The sequence below is a fragment of the Kitasatospora sp. NPDC048239 genome, from assembly GCF_043202015.1.
In the GTDB taxonomy this organism is placed as follows: domain Bacteria; phylum Actinomycetota; class Actinomycetes; order Streptomycetales; family Streptomycetaceae; genus Kitasatospora.
This window is the reverse complement of the sequence record NZ_JBICZP010000009.1, coordinates 207,652-224,767: the sequence shown is the minus strand read 5'-3', so window position 1 is coordinate 224,767 and position 17,116 is coordinate 207,652. Positions and strand designations below refer to the sequence as shown.

The 17,116-nt window shown below is 75.2% G+C and carries 13 protein-coding genes; 7 read left to right on the top strand and 6 right to left on the bottom strand.

All coding sequences use genetic code 11. From position 1 onward, the window contains the following. The first annotated feature begins 141 nt into the window (after positions 1-141). The gene (locus ACGFZP_RS24655) at positions 142-1,221 is read left to right on the top strand and encodes an AAA family ATPase (protein WP_392936766.1); all 1,080 of its coding nucleotides are present in this window, start codon (positions 142-144) and stop codon (positions 1,219-1,221) included. Beyond that, on the top strand, positions 1,218-5,426 hold the full coding sequence (locus ACGFZP_RS24650) for a TIR-like protein FxsC (protein WP_392936764.1): 4,209 nt from the start codon (positions 1,218-1,220) through the stop codon (positions 5,424-5,426). The genes ACGFZP_RS24655 and ACGFZP_RS24650 overlap by 4 nt, the downstream gene beginning before the upstream one ends. A gap of 63 nt (positions 5,427-5,489) precedes the next feature. On the opposite strand, the gene ACGFZP_RS24645 is transcribed toward ACGFZP_RS24650, so the two are convergent. The 3 genes from ACGFZP_RS24645 to ACGFZP_RS24635 all read right to left on the bottom strand — a co-directional run bounded on the left by ACGFZP_RS24645 (position 5,490) and on the right by ACGFZP_RS24635 (position 8,716). Then, positions 5,490-6,359 (bottom strand): hypothetical protein, encoded by an 870-nt coding sequence (locus ACGFZP_RS24645; RefSeq protein WP_392936762.1) that lies wholly within the window; start codon positions 6,357-6,359, stop codon positions 5,490-5,492. Further along, entirely contained in the window at positions 6,346-6,867 is a 522-nt protein-coding gene (locus ACGFZP_RS24640) for a SigE family RNA polymerase sigma factor (RefSeq protein ID WP_392936759.1), read from the bottom strand. The genes ACGFZP_RS24645 and ACGFZP_RS24640 overlap by 14 nt, the downstream gene beginning before the upstream one ends. Before the next feature lie 331 nt (positions 6,868-7,198). Next, positions 7,199-8,716 carry a M1 family metallopeptidase gene (locus tag ACGFZP_RS24635; protein WP_392936757.1) on the bottom strand — a complete coding sequence of 506 codons (1,518 nt, stop codon included), beginning with the start codon at positions 8,714-8,716 and terminating at the stop codon, positions 7,199-7,201. Positions 8,717-9,183: 467 nt separating this feature from the next. Between ACGFZP_RS24635 and ACGFZP_RS24630 the strand changes: the two genes are divergently transcribed. After that, positions 9,184-10,068: a carbohydrate kinase gene (locus ACGFZP_RS24630; RefSeq protein WP_392936755.1), complete on the top strand. Its 885-nt coding sequence runs from the start codon at positions 9,184-9,186 to the stop codon at positions 10,066-10,068. 240 nt (positions 10,069-10,308) lie between these two features. Then, on the top strand, positions 10,309-11,133 hold the full coding sequence (locus ACGFZP_RS24625) for an alpha/beta fold hydrolase (protein ID WP_392936753.1): 825 nt from the start codon (positions 10,309-10,311) through the stop codon (positions 11,131-11,133). A 47-nt stretch (positions 11,134-11,180) separates the two neighbouring features. Here ACGFZP_RS24625 and ACGFZP_RS24620 read toward each other — a convergent pair whose 3' ends face one another. Further along, positions 11,181-12,182 (bottom strand): helix-turn-helix domain-containing protein, encoded by a 1,002-nt coding sequence (locus ACGFZP_RS24620; RefSeq protein WP_392936750.1) that lies wholly within the window; start codon positions 12,180-12,182, stop codon positions 11,181-11,183. Positions 12,183-12,355: 173 nt separating this feature from the next. Here ACGFZP_RS24620 and ACGFZP_RS24615 point away from each other — a divergent pair, with 173 nt between their 5' ends. Genes ACGFZP_RS24615 through ACGFZP_RS24605 form a run of 3 tightly spaced genes read left to right on the top strand, consistent with a single transcriptional unit; the run spans position 12,356 to position 15,973 of the window. Beyond that, positions 12,356-13,735, top strand: coding sequence for an alkaline phosphatase family protein (locus tag ACGFZP_RS24615; RefSeq protein ID WP_392936747.1), 1,380 nt, complete (start codon positions 12,356-12,358; stop codon positions 13,733-13,735). A 4-nt stretch (positions 13,736-13,739) separates the two neighbouring features. Further along, on the top strand, positions 13,740-15,023 hold the full coding sequence (locus ACGFZP_RS24610) for an MFS transporter (protein ID WP_392936745.1): 1,284 nt from the start codon (positions 13,740-13,742) through the stop codon (positions 15,021-15,023). After that, on the top strand, positions 15,020-15,973 hold the full coding sequence (locus tag ACGFZP_RS24605; RefSeq protein WP_392936742.1) for a TolB family protein: 954 nt from the start codon (positions 15,020-15,022) through the stop codon (positions 15,971-15,973). Before ACGFZP_RS24610 ends, ACGFZP_RS24605 begins: the two co-directional genes overlap by 4 nt. Positions 15,974-15,992: 19 nt before the next feature. Here the strand turns inward: ACGFZP_RS24605 and ACGFZP_RS24600 are convergent, their stop codons facing one another. Together ACGFZP_RS24600 and ACGFZP_RS24595 are read right to left on the bottom strand one after the other, a co-directional pair. Then, a complete protein-coding gene (locus tag ACGFZP_RS24600; protein WP_392936739.1) occupies positions 15,993-16,520 on the bottom strand; it encodes a 2'-5' RNA ligase family protein in 528 nt (175 codons plus the stop codon). Then, a complete protein-coding gene (locus tag ACGFZP_RS24595; protein ID WP_392936737.1) occupies positions 16,507-17,046 on the bottom strand; it encodes a GNAT family N-acetyltransferase in 540 nt (179 codons plus the stop codon). The genes ACGFZP_RS24600 and ACGFZP_RS24595 overlap by 14 nt, the downstream gene beginning before the upstream one ends. Positions 17,047-17,116 lie beyond the last annotated feature (70 nt).

The window sequence follows — 17,116 nt, the reverse complement described above, 5'->3', positions numbered from 1 at the left end:
CGCCCACCCCGACCCGCCGACCCCGACCCGCCGACCCCGACCCGCCGACCCCGACCCGCCGACCCCGACCCACACGCCCCACACAGCCCACGCACCCGACCGACAGAACCGACCGACCCGAAAGGACGGAGCGAGGAGCCCATGAAGGACTGGTGGATCTACCAGGGGGCGGGCACCCCCGAGGAGCGGCTCGCCCGGCTGGCCGGCAAGCAGCCGCCGTGGCGCGACTTCGACGGCACCCCCGACCCGGGCTACCGCCCTCCCGGCCCCACCGGACCCGCCTGGGAGCGCACCACCCGGCGCGGCACCGGCTACGTCCCCGACGAGGCCGAGACCGACGCCGTCAACACCGCCCTCTACCTGAGCCGCCCGCTCCTGGTCACCGGCAAGCCCGGCGTCGGCAAGTCCACCCTGGCCTACAGCATCGCCGCCGACCTCGGCCTCGGCCCGGTCCTGCACTGGCCGATCACCAGCCGCAGCACCCTGCGCGACGGCCTCTACCGCTACGACGCGATCAGCCGCCTGCACGACGCCAACCTGCAGCAGCTGCGCGGCGGCGGCGACGCCGGGGACTCGCCGCGCCCGCCCGCGCCCGACCGCTCCATCGCCCCCTACCTGCGGCTGGGCCCGCTCGGCACCGCGCTGCTTCCGCAGGTCCACCCGCGCGTCCTGCTGGTGGACGAGATCGACAAGAGCGACATCGACCTGCCCGGCGACCTGCTCACCGTGTTCGAGGACGGCGGCTTCGAGATCCCCGAACTCGCCCGGATCGCCGCCCGCGAACCCCGGGTCCGGATCGGCACCGACGACACCTTCGGAGCGGACCAGGCCGCCGGTGCCACCGTCGCCGTCGACCACGGCCGCGTCCAGTGCCTGGCCTTCCCCCTCGTCGTCCTCACCAGCAACAACGAACGCGACTTCCCGCCGCCGTTCCTGCGCCGCTGCATCCGGCTGCACGTCCAGCCGCCCAGTACCGAGAAGCTCGAACAGATCATCAGACAGCGCCTCCACCTGCCCGCCGACCTCGACGACGACCGCCGCGACCTCGTCCACGGGCTGATCCGCGCCTTCGACGAACGCCGCGTCGAAGGGGACCTCGCCACCGACCAGCTGCTGAACGCCGTCCAGCTCCGGCTCAGCGGCGCCTGGTCCGACGACACCGAACGCGACACCTTCCTGCGGACCGTGCTGCAGAAGCTCACCGGACCGGCCTCGCCGTGATCGCCCGGCTGCTGCGCGCACTCGCCGAGGCCGACGCCGCCTCGGCGGCCGACCTGGGCCCGGAGGAGCTCGCCGACATCCTCTGGCTGGCCGGCTGCCTCGACGACTCCGGCCGTGACCGCCCGCAGCAGCCCGCCGCCCCGGCGGCCCAGGACACCCCCGTGGACCAGGACGCCGCCGAGGACCGGACCGGGGACCAGGGCCCCGACGAGTCGGCCGACGGCCCGCTCGAACAGCACTACGCCACCGCCGACCTCACCGCACCCGGGAGCCCCGGCGGCTCCGGCCGCCCCGAGAATCCGGGTGAGGGCGCCGCGGCCCGGCGCGGCGACCTCGTCCGGGTCGCCCGGGCCGGTGCCCTCGCCGACCCGCTCGCCGTCATGCGCGCCCTGCGCCCGCTCGGTCGGCGCACCCTCGCCGACAGCCGAGGCGAGCCAGAACTCGACGAGGAGGCCACCGTCAGCGCAGGCGTCGACCAGCGCCTGCTGGTCCCCGTGCTGCGCCCCACACCCGGCCGCTGGCTCGACCTCGCCCTGGTCATCGACACGCACCGCTCGATGACGCTCTGGCACAACCTGGTTGCCGACCTGCGCCGGGTGGTCGCCCAGACCGGGGTCTTCCGCGACGTCCGCACCTGGTACCTCGGCGGTACCGAGGCCGGCGGCACCCCCTCCCTCGCCGCCCGCCCCGGCGGCGCGCCCCGCCGCCCGCAGGAGATCGCCGACCCGTCCGGGCGCCGCCTCGTCCTGGTCGTCACCGACACCGTCGGCGGCGGCTGGGGCGGCCCGGCCGTGGACAACGTCCTGCGCGGCTGGGGGCGGCACGGCTCCGTCGCCCTCCTCAACGTCCTGCCCGAGCGGCTGTGGTCGCGCGGCTCCGTCCGCCCCACCCCGCTCTGGCTGCGTGCCACCGGACCGGCCGCGCCCAACACCGGTTGGGAGGCCACCGCCACCCGCCCGCGCGGCCGCACCCACCGCCGACTGCGGGCCGACCGGCCGATGCCCGTCCCGGTGGTCGACGCCTCGCCGTCGGCGCTGGGCGCCCTCGCCGCCCTGGTCTCCGGCACCGGCCGGCGCAGCCGGTTGAGCAGCCTGCTGGTCGGCGACGGAGCCTCCGCCCCCGCCGCACCGCCCGCCCTGCCGCAGAGTGCGGACCTCGCGCTCAAACAGTTCCGGGAGACGGCCTCCCCACTGGCCCGGCAACTGGCCGGACACCTCTCCGTCGTCCCGCTGGTCCTCCCCGTGATGACCCTGGTCCGCCGTGTGATGCTCCCGCAGGCCGACCACGGCCACCTCGCCGAGGTGCTGCTGGGCGGGCTGCTCGCCCCCTGGCAGCCCCCGCCGCCGGGCGGCGACCCGGACGCCCTCCGCTTCGACTTCCTCCCCGGCGTCCGCGAGGCCCTGCTGGCCGCCCAGCGCCGCGACGAGGTCGCGGAGATCCGCAGCACCGTCCGCCACCAGGTCGCCGCCTACCTCAAGGCCCGCCGCGCCGCGACGGCGGACTTCACCGCCGCCCGGGTCACCGGGCAGGCCGGGGGCCGGCTGGTGGACGGGGCCGCGCTGCCCTTCGCGGAGTCGGCCGAGGGCGGGCGGGCCCCGGCGGCGGCCCCCTCGCTCGCGGACCTCATCACACCGCTCGCCTTCGGCGTCCACATGACGGCGCCCCAGGCGGAGCCCGAGGACGCGTCCGAGGACGCCCCCGAGACGCCCGACGGGCTGGGGCGGTACTTCGAGCGCCGACACGACGAGCGGCTCCGGTCACTGGTGCGCGAGGCGGCCGACGGCCGGAGCCGGTCCGTGCTGCTGGTCGGCAACGCCGTCACCGGAATGACGCGGGCCTGCTACGAGGCGCTGCGCCAGGTGCCCCCGCACTGGCGCCTGCACCGGATCGACCGCCGGCAGCAGCTGCGCCCGGCCGACGTCGGGCCGTTCGGCGTGATCTGGCTGGACGACGTCCAGCGGCTGCTGCTGGAGGGGCCGCAGTCGGAGCGCAGCGCCTTCGCCCGGCTGCTCCGAGAGCTGCTGGACGACGAGGAGCGCAGACCGGTCCTGCTACTGGGCACAATGAGGGCCTCCTATGTGCAGCACCTCAGCGCCGGCAACGAGTCCGACGGGTGGTCACCGGTCCGCGCCCTGATCGCGGCCACCGAGCTGATCACCGTGCCGGACGCCTTCTCCGAGCAGGAGGCCGAGCTGGCGGTGGCCTTCGACGGCCGACTCGCCGACGCCGCCCTGTTGGCCGGGGACGGCCGGATCATCCAGGCGATGGCGGGCGTGCCGCAGTTGCTGGAGCGCCGGCGCGCCGCCCCGCCGGAGGTCCGGGCGATGCTCGACGCCGCCCTGGCCGTCGGCGGGCTCGGCTACCCGCCCGCCCTCTCGGCCGAGCTGCTACGGGCCGGTGCACTGGCCTACCTGGCGTCGGAGCAACGCGGCGCCGCCTGGTTCGCCGTGGCACTGCACGATGCGTGCAGGCCGATCTTCGGGCTGCCGGGCCTGCTGGTACGACGGGCCCACCCATCCGTGGACGACTCGCCGCAGGAGGGTCCGCGCTACCTGGTCAACCCGGTGCTGACGGCGCGCCACCGCCGGGGGCCGGCGGCGGAGGCCGAACCGCCGGACGGGCTCTGGTCCGCCCTGGTCGCGCACGCGGCGCCGCACACCCGGGAGGCACTGGCGCTCGAAGCCGACCGGCGCGGCCTGCCGGCGGTGGCCGAGGCCCTGAGACAGCCGGCCCCGGTGGAGGAAGCAGCCGAGGAACCGGCCGAGGAACCGGTCGAGGTGCCGACGGAGGCGCCGGCCGATGAACCCGCCGATGAACCCGCCGATCAGCCTGCCGATCAACCGGCAGCGGAGCCGGCGGGTCGGCCCGCGGAGCAGCCCGAGCCGGAGGCGACCGTTCGGACCCGCTCCCTGCCCGGGTCGGACGCCATTCCGGATCAGGACCTGAAGCCCTACTTCTACCTGAGCCACGCCCACCTCGTGCGCGGCGGCCCGACCGGCTCGCCCGCCGCCACCCGCTGGCTGGAGGTGTTCTTCGACGATCTGCGCGAGGCCGTCCTGGAGCTGGTCCCGACCGAGTGGGACGCGGCCTCGGTCGGCTTCATGGACACCTCCGAGCGCCTCGGCACCCGGTGGGCCGGCCGCAACACCCGGGCCCTCGCGTCCTGCCGGGTCTTCGTACCGCTGTACTCGCCCGACTACTTCGCCAACGAGGTCTGCGGATGGGAGTGGTACGCGTTCTCCCGCCGCCCGGTGTACCGCGTGGGCACCGGCGAGCGACGGGCCACCGGGATCGTGCCGGTGCTCTGGGAGCCGCTGGCCGAGGACGCGATGCCCCCGGTCGCCCGTCAGCTCGTGGTCACCGGACAGGGCGCCCGCAGCGACGAGGAGCCGGGACTGCTCGCTTTGATCGGCAGTGCGGACTCCCGCCCCGCGTACGAGGTGGCGGTGCACCGGTTGGCCAGCCGGATCGTCCGGGTGGCCGAGGAGACGGTCATTCAGACCGGCCGCCCGCTGGACCTGCTGTCCCAGCCCAACGCCTTCGAGCACCCGGTCGCGATCCGCCGGGCGGAGGACGTGCACAGCCTGCGGGTCCTGGTGCTGTCACTCGCCGAGGACGAGCTGCCGACCGGTCGGCGGCCGGGGTTCTACGGCTCGCGGCGCACGGGGTGGAACCCGTACGAGCCGAACGCCGAGCTCTCGCTGGGCGAGTACACGGCGCGGGCCGTCCGGCGGCTGGGGATGGACGCCTCGGTCCACGAGTTCGAGGAGGAGGTGCGGGCGGTGCTGGACAACGACGGCCCGGTGAACCCCGCCCTTCTCCTGGTGGACCGGTGGGCGCTGCGCAGCCAGGAGCGGCTGGCACTGCTGCAGCTGTTCCTCCGGCTCAACCCGGACGCGGTGGTCCTGTTGGAGCCGTGGAACGCCGACGATCCCGACAACGCCTCCACGGACTGGCCGGTGAACCTCCGCGACCTGGGGCTGAGCCTCGGGCTGCGCAGGCGCACGTGGTACTCCCGGGTCCGGCCGTTCGCCCTGAGGACGCTGGCCGACTTCGACGCCGTCGTGGCCCCGGCGATGAACGCCGCACGGAGGGGGTTCGCGGCGGCGCTGGCCGCCCGGCCGGCGAGCCCGCTGCGGCCGTCCCTGCGGGAGGCGTTCCCGGAGTTCCCCGAGCCCTCGGGCCGGGACCAGCGGGACGGCTGACGAGCGGGCCGCCCGATCGACGGCCCGATGGCCCGACGGCCCGGTGCTCCGCGCCCTCCGGCGTCAGCGCGAGGTGGACGGGGACGAGGGCCAGCCGATCCCGCCGCCCGTCTGGATGGTGGAGTCCTCCGCCGGTCGGACCGAGGCGAGCACCCGCTGGACCTGCTGGAGCGTCTTCTCGCCGGGCTCCCGCAGACAGGCCGTCAGTTCGATCACGACGGTGGCGTCGGCCGCGACCACGGTGTCGTGGCCCCGGAGCTCCCGGGTGCCGCCGATCTGGACGCACTCCTTGTCGAGGGGGACGTCGACCGCCGGCCCGGTGGCCGTGGCGAGCTTTCCCTGCAGATCGTGGTCGCGGACCAGCCCGAACGTGATCAGCACCCCGTCCTTGTCCAGCGGGCCGGTCGTCAGACAGAAGATCTGCTCCCAGGTGCAGGACGGCGCGTTGGTGAGGGGCTGGGTGGCGGTGTAGCCGACGGTGCCCGGCGGATCGGAGGTCGGGAGGTGGAGGGTGTACCAGCGGCTCGGGACGTCGAGGCGCAGGCTGTCGACCACACCGAAGGGGATCTCCGTTTCGAAAACGGTGGGGTCGGTGGCGGTCGGCGTGCTGGGCGTCGCGGCGGGGGAGGCCAGGGGAGCGGTGGTGGGCGGTGGCGTGCCCGCCGGCTGGAGCGCCGCCGGGGACGGCGCGGGGGCGGTGGCCGGGGCGGCCGCGAGGAAAGCGGCCACCAGACCGGTGGTGAGCCCCGCCGTCAGTCCGGCGAGCCGCCGACGGCGGCGGGTCCGGTCGGCGCGCTCGCGGATCCGGTCCATCCGGTCGTCGGGGGCGGGCAGTTCGGGGGCGGCGCGGTGCAGCAGGATCCGCAGCTCCCGCTCCTCCTCGGTGTCGTCGGCCCGAGGGCTGTCCGGATCGAGGTGCTCAGACCAGGTCACGGCGTCCCCCGTCGAACATCAGCTCCGGGGTGGGCAGCTTGCCGCGCAGCGCCTGAAGGGCCCGATGGGTCTGGCTCTTGACCGTGCCCGAGGTGCAGCCCAGGGCTTCGGCCGTCTCCTCCACGCTCAGGTCCTCGAAGTAGCGCAGCACCACCACCGCCCGCTGACGCGGCGGCAGGGCCCGGACGGCGGCGGCCACGACCTGGTTGACCGCCCAGTTCTCGAACGGGTCGGCCACGGTCGGCGGCTCCGGCAGCTCGCCGTACGGCAGCTCCCCGTGCCAGCGCCGCCGCCACCAGGAGACGTGCGAGTTCACCAGCACCCGCCGGACGTACGCCTCCGGCCGGTCGATGGAGATCTTCTCCCAGCGCGGCCAGACCTTCGCCAGCGAGGTCTGCAGCAGGTCCTCCGCCAGATGCGGGTCGCCGGTGAGCAGCCAGGCCATGCGCAGCAGGCGAGGGCTGCGGGCCGCGACGAACTCCTCGAAGTCCGGTGTCGCATCCCTCATCGTGCCGTCCCCGCCATGGTGTCCCCATCGTTCCTGCCAGTCGTGTCCTTCTCACGGTTGCTGAACGCGCTGGGAGTCCGTGCGGGTTGCCTGGTCACCGCAACTATTTCCTACGACGTGCGGAGCGGGTGACAGCGGGGTGGCGCCAAGGAGCGGGGCCGGACCGGTCCGCAACGCTGGACGGCCCGCGAGCCGGCCGGAGCTGGGCCGGGCGGCGGGCGGGCCGTGGGCACCACGATGCGCTCCCGGGCGCCCGCCGCACAGGGGCGCGCGGAGGGCGCCCGGGAGCACCGGCCCGGCGCGCCGGGGCGTACCGGGCCGGTCCGGATGCTCAGAGCGTCCCGGTGCCGCGCGGGGCGGCGTCGCCCCGGGCGGTGGCCGGCACCGGGGTGACCGTCCAGTCCGGGTGGTTCGGCATCGGCGGGGTGCGCCGTCCGTACAGCCAGTCGTCGAGGAAGCCCGACAGATCCCGGCCGGAGACCTCCGAGGCCGTCCGGACGTAGTCCCGCGTGGTGGCCGTACGGTACCGGTAGCGCTGCAGGAAGGTCCGCTCGATCCGGTCGAACACGGCCGCCCCGACCTGCTCGCGCAGCGCGAACAGCACCAGTGCGCCGCCGGTGTACCGCTGGCTGTCGAAGAGGTCGGCGGCGGTCGGCGCGGCCACCGGGCCGGAGTCGTGCCGCCACTGGTCGCCCCGTGCGTACACGTCGCGCATCCGGTCCGTGAGGGTGGTGAAGCCGCCGGAGTCGGGCCAGCCGCGCTCGTAGCGGTACATCAGGCCGTAGAGGTCGGCGTGGCCCTCGTTCAGCCAGAGGTCCGCCCACGTCCCCGGCGAGACGCTGTCGCCGAACCAGGAGTGCACCAGCTCGTGCATCATGTGCGAGCCGATCTGGGGCTCGGGCCGGCGCAGGAAGTTCGGCTTGTAGAGCGTCAGGGTCTGCGTCTCCAGGCCGGTGAAGTCGAAGGCGGCCTCGTCGTCGGTGTTGGCGGGCAGCAGCCCGTACGTCTCGAACGGGAACGGGCCGAGGTGCTGCTCCGCCCACTCCAGCTGGGCGGGGGTGAGGGCGAGGGCCGGTTCGAGGTCGGCGGCGCGCGCGGTCGGGACGACGTCCCGCAGCGGCAGCCCGCCGGGGCCGGTGCGCTCGCGCACGGTGTAGTCGCCGACGGAGACCTGAACCAGCTCGGTCGCCATCGGATCGCGCGTCACGTAGCGGCGGGTGGTCTGCCCGCCGTCGTGCCGCTCGGTACCGGTGGGCGTCCCGTTGGCCACCCCCAGCAGGGTGTCCGGCGCGGTGACGGCGATGGTGAACCGGGCCTTGTCGCCGGGGTGGTCGTTGCAGGGGAACACGGTGTGCGCGCCGTCCGGCTGACCGGCGACGGCGAACCCGTCGGGGGTGGGCACCCAGCCGGTGTGCGTCGGCCTGGCCCGCGGGTCCGCGCTGTAGGCGACCGTCACCTTCAGCACGGTGCCGCGCCGCACCGGCCGGGCCGGGGTGACGGTCAGCTTCTCGTCGTGCAGGCGGAAGGCGGCCGGGCGGCCGTCGACCCGGACGGTGTGCACGTCCAGGCCGAGCGCGTCGAGCTCGAACTCCGGCAGGCCGGTCAGCGCACGGGCGGTCAGGACGGTCGTGGCGTCCACGGTGCGGCTGTCGGGCCGGTAGGCGAAGGAGAGGTCGTAGGCGAGGGCGTCATAGCCCTGGTTGCCGAGCGAGGGGAAGACCGGGTCGCCGACACCGCCCGCAGTGGCGGCGGAGGACGGCGGGGCGGAGCAGAGGACCGCCGCGCTGAGCGCGAGCGCCAGGGCGGCGGGGCCGCAGCGGCCGGAGCGGGGCCTGGGCAGGGTGATCACCGCTTTCGTGTCGGGTCGTGCTACGGGGTCGTACAGGGTCGTCGGGCCGTCGGGCTGTGCCGGGGCGTCAAGGTGTGCCGGGTCATCGGGTCGTGCAGGGCGTCGAGGCGCGCGGCCGACCGGCCGTGCACCGGAAGCGACCGCCCGACCACGGATCGTAGTGGACCGGTCGGACAGTCCGGGCGGCTCCCGCGACACGCGCCCTCCCCCGGACGGACCACAGTGGTGGCGGACCGGCTGCGGACTGTCATAACTTCGAGGTGTTCCACCCCCTGACGGGTGGGGCCACGGCCGTCGGAGAACCTGGCCAGGTCCGGCGGCCGTTCCTCATGCCCTTTTCCGGTCAGGCCGAAGCCCGGCCGAGGTGAGGCCGCGGCCCCGCAGCAGTCCGGCCGCGGCCCCGCCGCTCGAACGCGTAGGCTGGGCAACCGCCACCGCGTCGAAGCCCCGGACCGCCAGGAGCAGCCTTGACCAGCCCCGTCCCGAGCTTCCTGGTGATCGGCGAGTGCGTCGCCGACATCGTCCGCACCCCGGGCGGGCCCGACCGCGTCCACCCCGGCGGCAGCCCCGCCAACGTCGCCTACGGGCTGGCCCGGCTCGGCCTGCCGACCACGCTGCTCACCGAGCTCGGCGCCGACCCCAACGGCCGGCTGATCCGCGCCCACCTGGAGTCCGCGGGCGTGGCCGTCCTCAACGCCCCGGGGGAGGGCGCCCGGACGCCGTCCGCGCTGGTCGAGCTGGACGAACAGGGCCGGGCCCGCTACACCTTCGACATCGAGTGGACGCTGGCGGCGGCCGAGCTCCCGTTCGTGCCCGGCCATCTGCACATCGGCTCGATCGCCGCCGTCACCGACCCGGGGGCGGCGGCCGTCCTCGACCTGGTCCGGCGCCGGCACGGCCGGGCCGGTGTCAGCTACGACCCCAACGTGCGGCCCGCGCTGATGGGCGAGCGGGAGCGGGCCGTCCGCCGGGTCGAGCGCTGCGTCGCGCTCAGCGACCTGGTCAAGGCCAGCGACGAGGACCTGGCCTGGCTCTACCCCGGCCAGGATCCGGAGTCCGTCGCCCGCCGCTGGCTCGACCTCGGACCGGCCACGGTGGCGGTCACCCGCGGCGCGCAGGGCGCCTTCGCGCTCACCTCGGACGGGCGCCGCGCCGAGGTGGCGGCCGTCCCCGTCCCGGTCGCGGACACCGTCGGGGCCGGCGACTCCTTCATGGCCGCGCTGCTCCACGCCCGCCATGCCGGAGCCGACCTCGACCGGTCCCTGGCGACGGCGGCCGCGGCCGCGGCACTGACCGTCTCCCGCGCGGGTGCCAACCCACCGGACACCGCCGAACTGTACGCCGTCCTCTGAAGGATGACGGCGCGCCCGCACGGTACTGCGGCCCGGCCCGCGCGGTGGAGGCGGTCGACCGCACCGTCCACGTCAGCGGTGCCCTCGAACTCCTGAACCGGTTCGTCGGGCGCTGACCCGAGGATCCGAAGCCGGGTGTCGTCCGCCGCCCGTCGGCCGTCGCTCGAAGGCCGCTCCTACGACGGCCCCGCCGCCCCCACGTCCCCTGCCGCCATTCCCCTGCTGCCTGAAGGAATCCTCATGACATGGACCGAACGCGTCGTCGTGCGCGGCGATGTGCGACTCCACTGCCGCGACTGGGGCGGGTCCGGGACGCCCGTGGTCCTGCTGCACGGCCTGGCCGGGCACGCCGGTGAATGGGACGCGGCGGCCCGGGACCTGAGCGGGCGCCACCGGGTCGTCGCGGTGGACCAGCGCGGCCACGGCGCCAGTGAACGCCGCCCGCGGGACGTCTCACGTGCCGCCTTCGTCGCCGACGTCGTCGCGGTGCTCGACCAGCTCGACCTGCGGGAGCCGGTCCTGGTCGGCCAGTCGCTGGGCGGCCACACGGCCATGCTCACCGCCGCGGCGCACCCCGGTCTCCTCCGTGCGCTGGTCATGGTCGAAGCCGGCCCCGGCGGGTCGAGTCCGGAGACCGCCGCCCAGATCGGCAGCTGGTTCGACTCGTGGCCGGCGCCCTTCCCGTCGAGGGCGGCGGCCGTGGAGTTCCTCGGCGGCGGCCCGGTCGGCGAGGGCTGGGCCGACGGACTGGAGGAGCGCGACGGCGGGTGGTGGCCGCGCTTCGACCGCCGGGTGATGGTCGACTCCCTGGCGGAGATCGCCCGGCGGGACTACTGGGAGGAGTGGGCGGGCATCACCTGCCCGACCCTGGTCGTCCTCGGCCAGAGCGGCATCATCGCGCCGGAGGAGTCCGGAAGGATGCTCCGGCAGCGCCCCGAAACGGTGGCGATGAGCATCCCGGGCACGGGACACGATCTGCATCTGGAACAGCCCGAGGCCCTGCGGGAGACGCTTCACCGCTTTCTCCGGGACGTCACCGAACGGCCTCCCGCCGAGCGGGCCTGACACCGGGACCGGGCGGCGGCCCGTGCGACCCGGGAGGGCGCCGCCCCTCAGGGCTCCCGGCCGGTCCAGCGGATGCCGTGGAACCCGGGGGAGAGGTCGAAGTCGGCGAAGTGCGCGAGGCGGCCGTCGATGAGCCGCAGCCGGACCACGTCCCGGTGCGGTGAGCGCGCGTCGAGCCGCCAGATCCGGTAGGCCCGCCGGGCCCCGGCCCCGGGGTCGAAACGCAGCGTCAACTCGTAGCGCTGCCCGGCGGTTCGGAACCAGTGCCCGTAGTACGGCTCCGGTTCGTTCGCGGTCATGGCGTGCTTCACCGCGAACGTCTCCCCGCGGCCGAGCGGGCCGAACAGCAGCTCGGCGGCGACCAGGCCGGCCGCGCGGTCGGTCCGCACCCGGCCGAGTGTGCAGTCCCGGCCGGCCCGGATCTCGGGCAGCGCGTCGCCGCCGACGTGGCTGAGCACGACGTGCCGGGCCACGCCGGAGCGGCGGGCGCGGACCACCGTCCGGGTGGTGGCGACCCAGCCCGTCCCGGTGACGGTCACCTCGTCCTGGACGGCGAGGATGTCCAGCTCGGGTTCGGCCGGGACGCCCATCCGGGCCCGTAGCCGACTCGCGGGCAGTACCGGGGTGCCGGGGGCGGGGGCCGGCAGCCGGCGGCCGCGGTGCACGGGCGCGTCCAGCAGGCCGCCGAGCGAGCCCGCCGCCAGGCCCAGCACGCGCTCCAACTCGGCGACCGCGCGCAGGCTCTGCGGGCGGCTCGGCCGGCTCAGGCCGCGCTGCCAGTTGCTGAGGGTGGAGACGCTGACCCGCAGTCCGGCGGCGGCCAGCCGCTCGTGCAGCCGCTCCAGACTGAGGCCGCGGGCGGTGATGGCCGAGCGCAGGGCGGTGTGGAACGGGCCGCCGTGCGGTGCGCCGTGGAGGTCGTCGATCGCGGATCCCGAGGTTACTCGCCGGTACTGGATTTCCAGCGACGCCGGTCCATCACCCCAGGCGGCGCCGCTGCGGCCGCGTCGCAGGGGTGCGGACGGCCGCCCGCACGCTATCGCTCCCACCCGGGCCGCCTCCACCATGTCCGCGACAAACCCGTCCGGATCACACCCGCGCGGACCGGATCCGTGCGGGCCCGGACGGGTGCGAGACCGAGGAGCACGCCATGCCGGCAGCGCAGTCCCGACTCAGACCGCAGTCCCCGCCCGGGCGGCGGCCCGCGCCGAGAGCCAGATCGGTGATCACCGCCGTGGTGGCCTTCCTGATCGCCCTCACCGGCGCCGGGGCGGCCGTGGGCGCCCGTCCGTCCGCCGCGCCGGACCAGAACGGCACCGCCGCCGCCGTGCCGCGGCCGGACCACGTCGTCGTCGTCCTGTTCGAGAACAAGGACTACTCGAAGATCATCGGGAACCCCGCCGTCCCCTACCTCAACTCCCTGGCCGGGCAGGGCGCGAGCTTCTCCCGCTCGTTCGGCATCACCCACCCCAGCCAGGGCAACTACGTCGCCCTGTTCTCCGGCGAGCTCCAGGGCGTGACGGGCGACTCCTGCCCGCAGAACTTCACCGGCAAGGCCAACCTCGGCAGCCAGCTCACCACCGCCGGGTACACCTTCAAGGGCTACTCCGAAGGCCTGCCGTCCACCGGATACACCGGCTGCAGCAGCGGCGGCTACGTCCGCAAGCACAACCCCTGGGCCGACTTCGACAACGTCCCGGCCGCCGCCAGCCTCCCCTACAGCGGCTTCCCGAGCGACTACACCAAGCTGCCGACGGTCTCCTTCGTCATCCCCGACATGTGCAACGACATGCACGACTGCGCACCCGAGACCGGCGACACCTGGCTGCGGACCAACCTCGACGGGTACGCGCAGTGGGCCAAGACCCACAACAGCCTGCTGATCGTCACCTTCGACGAGGACAACTTCAGCTCCGTCAACCAGATCGCCACCCTGTTCGTGGGCGAGAAGGTCCGCCCGGGCGTCTACTCCGAGCGCATCGACCACTACACGGTCCTGCGCACCATCGAGGAGGCCTACGGCCTCGGCGCCCTGGGCAACGCGGCGAACGCCACCCCGATCACCGACGTCTGGACCACCTCGCCGACGCCGAGCCCGACGCCGAGCCCGACACCGACGCCCAGCGGCACCCCCACCGGGACCCCGACCCCCACTCCCTCCACGCCCACCGGCCTGGTCAACGGCGGCTTCGAGTACGGCACCTTCAACGGCTGGACCCGCACCGGCACCACCGCCATCGCCGAGGTGCCGCACTCCGGCGCCTACGGGGGCGCGGCCGGCTCCACCGGGCCGACCGACGGCGACTCCGTCCTCAGCCAGACCTTCACCGCCCCACCGGGCATCACCAGGCTCACCGTCTGGTGGAAGGGCGACTGCCGCGACAGCGTCGACTACGCCTGGGCCACCGTCGTGGTCCGGCACAACACCAGCGGCACGACGGCCACCCCGCTGCCCAGGACCTGTACCGCCAACGGCGGCTGGCGGCAGGCCACCGACACGCTCACCCCCGGCCACTCGTACACCGTGCAGCTGGTCAACCACGACGACGACTACCCGGGTGACCCCAGCATCACCTGGTTCGACGACATCACGCTGAGCTGAGCCGGTGTACCTCTCCAGCGTGCGTGCCGGGGCCCCCGCGACCGGGGCCCCGGCCCGGCGGGTCCTCACCGGCAACGTCCTCGCCCTCGGCCTGGTCAGCCTGGTCACCGACGTCTCCGCCGAGATGGTCGGCTCGGTGCTCCCCGCCTACCTCGTCCTCGGCCTGCACCTGAGCACCGCCCAGTACGGTGTGGTGGACGGCGTGTTCAGCGGATCCACCGCCCTCACCCGGCTCCTCGGCGGCTACGTCGCCGACCGGTTCCGGCGCCGCAAGCTCGTCGCCGGGATCGGGTACGGCCTGTCGGCCGCCGCCCGGGCCGGGCTGCTGCTGACCGCCGCCGCACCCGTGGCGATCGGCGCCGTCCTGGCGGTCGACCGCACCGGCAAGGGTCTGCGCACCGCGCCCAGGGACGCCCTGATCACCCTGTCCGTCCCCGCCGACCGGCTCGGCCGGGCGTTCGGAGCACACCGCGCCCTGGACAGCCTGGGGGCGTTCGCCGGGCCGCTCGTCGCGGTCGGCGTGCTCGCGCTGGCCGGCTCGGGCCGCTCCTACGACGCGGTGTTCCTCACCAGCCTGTGCTTCGCCCTGCTCGGGGTCCTGCTGCTGGCGCTCTTCGTCCGCGACCACCAGGAGCCGCTGCCCGCGGGTTCGGTCCGGCCGGGCACCGCGCTGGCACTGCTGCGCCGCGGTCCGTTCCGCCGGCTCTGCGCGGCCGCCGCCCTGCTCGCGCTGACCACGGTCGGCGACGGGTTCGTCTACCTGGTCCTCCAGCGCCGCGACGACCTCCCGCTCACCGCGTTCCCGCTGCTGGCGGTCGGCTCGGCGCTGGCCTACCTGCTGCTGGCCGCGCCGCTGGGGCGGCTCGCCGACCGCACCGGCCACCGGCCGGTGGTGCTCGGCGGCTACGGTGCCGTGGTCGCCGTCCAGGTGCTGCTCGCCCTCGGGCCTGGCTCCCCGGTGCTGCTGGTGCCGCTGATCCTGCTGCTGCACGGAGCGTTCTACGCCGCCACCGACGGCGTCCTGATGGCCCTCGCCGGGCCGCTGCTGGCGCCCGAACTGCGCACCAGCGGACTCGCCCTGCTGCAGACCGGGCAGGCGCTGGCCGCGCTCTGCTCCTCGGTGGCGTTCGGGGCGGCCTGGCAGGCGTGGGGTGCGCCGACCGCCTGCCTGGCGGCGGCGGGCGCCGCCGCCGCGGCGCTGGCCGCCTCCGCAGCCCTGCTCACCGCCCCCTCGCCGCACCTCTCGCCGCCCTCCCCGCCTCCGCACGAAGGACACCCCTCGCCATGAAGTGGCGCATCCTCACCGCCCTGGTCGCGACCGTCCTGCTCACCGCCGTCGCCGTCGGCTACACCGTGCTGCGGGCCGCGCCCGCCCCCGCCCGCGACCCGGGGGAGGCCGCGCCCACCCTGGACGGCCCCGGGCTGCTGATCCGCGACACCCGGACGGGGCTGCTCGCGGTGCAGCACCCCGACGGGCGGCGCACCCCCTCCACGCTGCCCTGCGCGCGGGTGTACGCGGCCGCCGGAACCGGCGTCTGCCTGCTGGAGGGCCCGGGCTCCTACCAGCTCACCGTCCTCGACCGCGAGCTGCACCGGCAGAGCGCCATCCCGCTCAACGGCGTCCCCAGCCGGGCCCGGGTCTCCGCCTCCGGCCGGATGGTCTCCTGGACGGTCTTCGTCACCGGCGACTCCTACAACGGCGGCCGGTTCTCCACCCGGTCAGGCATCCTCGACACCCGCGGCGGCACCTTGGTCGGCAACCTGGAGGACTTCACCGTCGACGGCCACGACCCCGCGCCCGACGCCAACGTCTGGGGCGTCACGTTCACCGCGGACGACAACCGCTTCTACGCGACGCTCTCGGCAGACGGCCACCGCTCCCTGATGGCGGGCGACTTCGCCACCCGCGGCCTGCGCACCCTCAAGGACAACGTGGAGTGCCCGTCGCTGTCCCCCGACGGCACCCGGCTGGCCTACAAGCGGATGCTGCCCGACGGCGGCTGGCGGCTCACCGTGCTGCGGCTGGCCGATCTCGCCGAGACGCCCCTCGCGGAGACCCGCGGCGTCGACGACCAGGCGGCCTGGCTGGACGACGCCACCGTCGCCTACGGGCTGCCGCACTCCGGGACGGGCGCGGACGTCTGGACCGTCCCGGCGGACGGCACCGGCCAGCCGCGGCTGTTCGCCCGCGACGCGGAGTCCCCGGCGGCACTGGAGTCCCCGGCGGGGGTGGGGTGACCGGCCCGGCCCGGCGTACTCAGCGCGCCCCCAGCCAGGTGGTCTGCTGGCTCTCCGAGTCGAAGCTCCGCGCCGCCCCGAAGGCGCCCTCGACGTCCGGATGGCGGCCGAGCACGCTGTGCGCGAGTGCGAGGGCGCCCGGTTCGAGCCGGCGGGTCAGCCCGATGTGGGGCGACCAGCGGCCGGGCAGATAGTACGGGCCGGGGTCCTCGGCCTCGGCGAGGATCTCCCAGACCCGCTGGTGGAGCAGGACCAGCTCCACGGTGGGCACGATCGACCAGGAGAGCACCCGGCGCCGGCTGCGGGCGCCGAACGAGACCAGGCCGGACAGCCGGACGGTCAGCGGCAGTGCGCCGGCGAGGAGTTCGTCCAGGCGCGGCCCGGCGTCGGCCGGCATCCGGGCGCAGGCGGCCAGGGTGAGGTGCGGCCGGTGGCCGGCGTGGGTGTTGTGGGCGAGGCTGTCCACCCCGCCGTCCGAGAGCCGCTGCCACACCTCGCGCACCGCGCGGTCGAAGGCCGCGTCGCAGACCAGCTCAACGGTCCGCATGCGCCGGTGCCGTGAGGTTCTTGGCGTACCAGATCTGGGCGTACGGCCCGGTGTTGTACGCCGGGATCTCGGAGTAGCCGTGCCGGCTGTACAGCGCGCGGGCCTCGACCAGGTCGAGCCGGGTGTCCAGCACGATCCGCTCGGCGCCGAGCGACCGCGCGGCCTCGTCCACGGCGGCCAGCAGCCGCCCGCCGCCGCCCGAACCGCGCACCTCGTGGCGGACGAACACCCTGGTCAGCTCCACCGTCCGGGCGTCCCGTACGCGCAGCCCGGCACAGGCCTGCGCGGCGCCGTCGTAGCGCCCGAGCACGAACGCCCCGGTGGGTGCGGCCAGGTCGTCGCTCGGCGAGTCGGCGAGGCCGGACTCGATCTCCTCGGGGGTGCCGTCACGCCCGAGGTGCAGCCGGTAGTACCGGTTGGCGACATCGGTGTAGTAGTCGCGCAGCAGCGCCTGCGCCTCCTCCGAACCCACATCGGCCGGGGAGACCTCCCAGCGGTCGGCGGTACGCGCAACGGTGATCGTCATGCGCGCATTATGGTCGGCAGCCCGGCCAGGAGGCGAGGCGTTTTCCGAGGTCGGCCGGGGTGTGCGGGAT

Bases quoted from the DNA above. Each gene is read 5' to 3' on its own strand.
- ACGFZP_RS24605 (WP_392936742.1), top strand. From the start codon at position 15,020: ATGAAGTGGCGCATCCTCACCGCCCTGGTCGCGACCGTCCTGCTCACC.
- ACGFZP_RS24655 (WP_392936766.1), top strand. From the start codon at position 142: ATGAAGGACTGGTGGATCTACCAGGGGGCGGGCACCCCCGAGGAGCGG.
- ACGFZP_RS24640 (WP_392936759.1), bottom strand. From the start codon at position 6,867: ATGAGGGATGCGACACCGGACTTCGAGGAGTTCGTCGCGGCCCGCAGC.
- ACGFZP_RS24625 (WP_392936753.1), top strand. From the start codon at position 10,309: ATGACATGGACCGAACGCGTCGTCGTGCGCGGCGATGTGCGACTCCAC.
- ACGFZP_RS24600 (WP_392936739.1), bottom strand. From the start codon at position 16,520: ATGCGGACCGTTGAGCTGGTCTGCGACGCGGCCTTCGACCGCGCGGTG.
- ACGFZP_RS24595 (WP_392936737.1), bottom strand. From the start codon at position 17,046: ATGACGATCACCGTTGCGCGTACCGCCGACCGCTGGGAGGTCTCCCCG.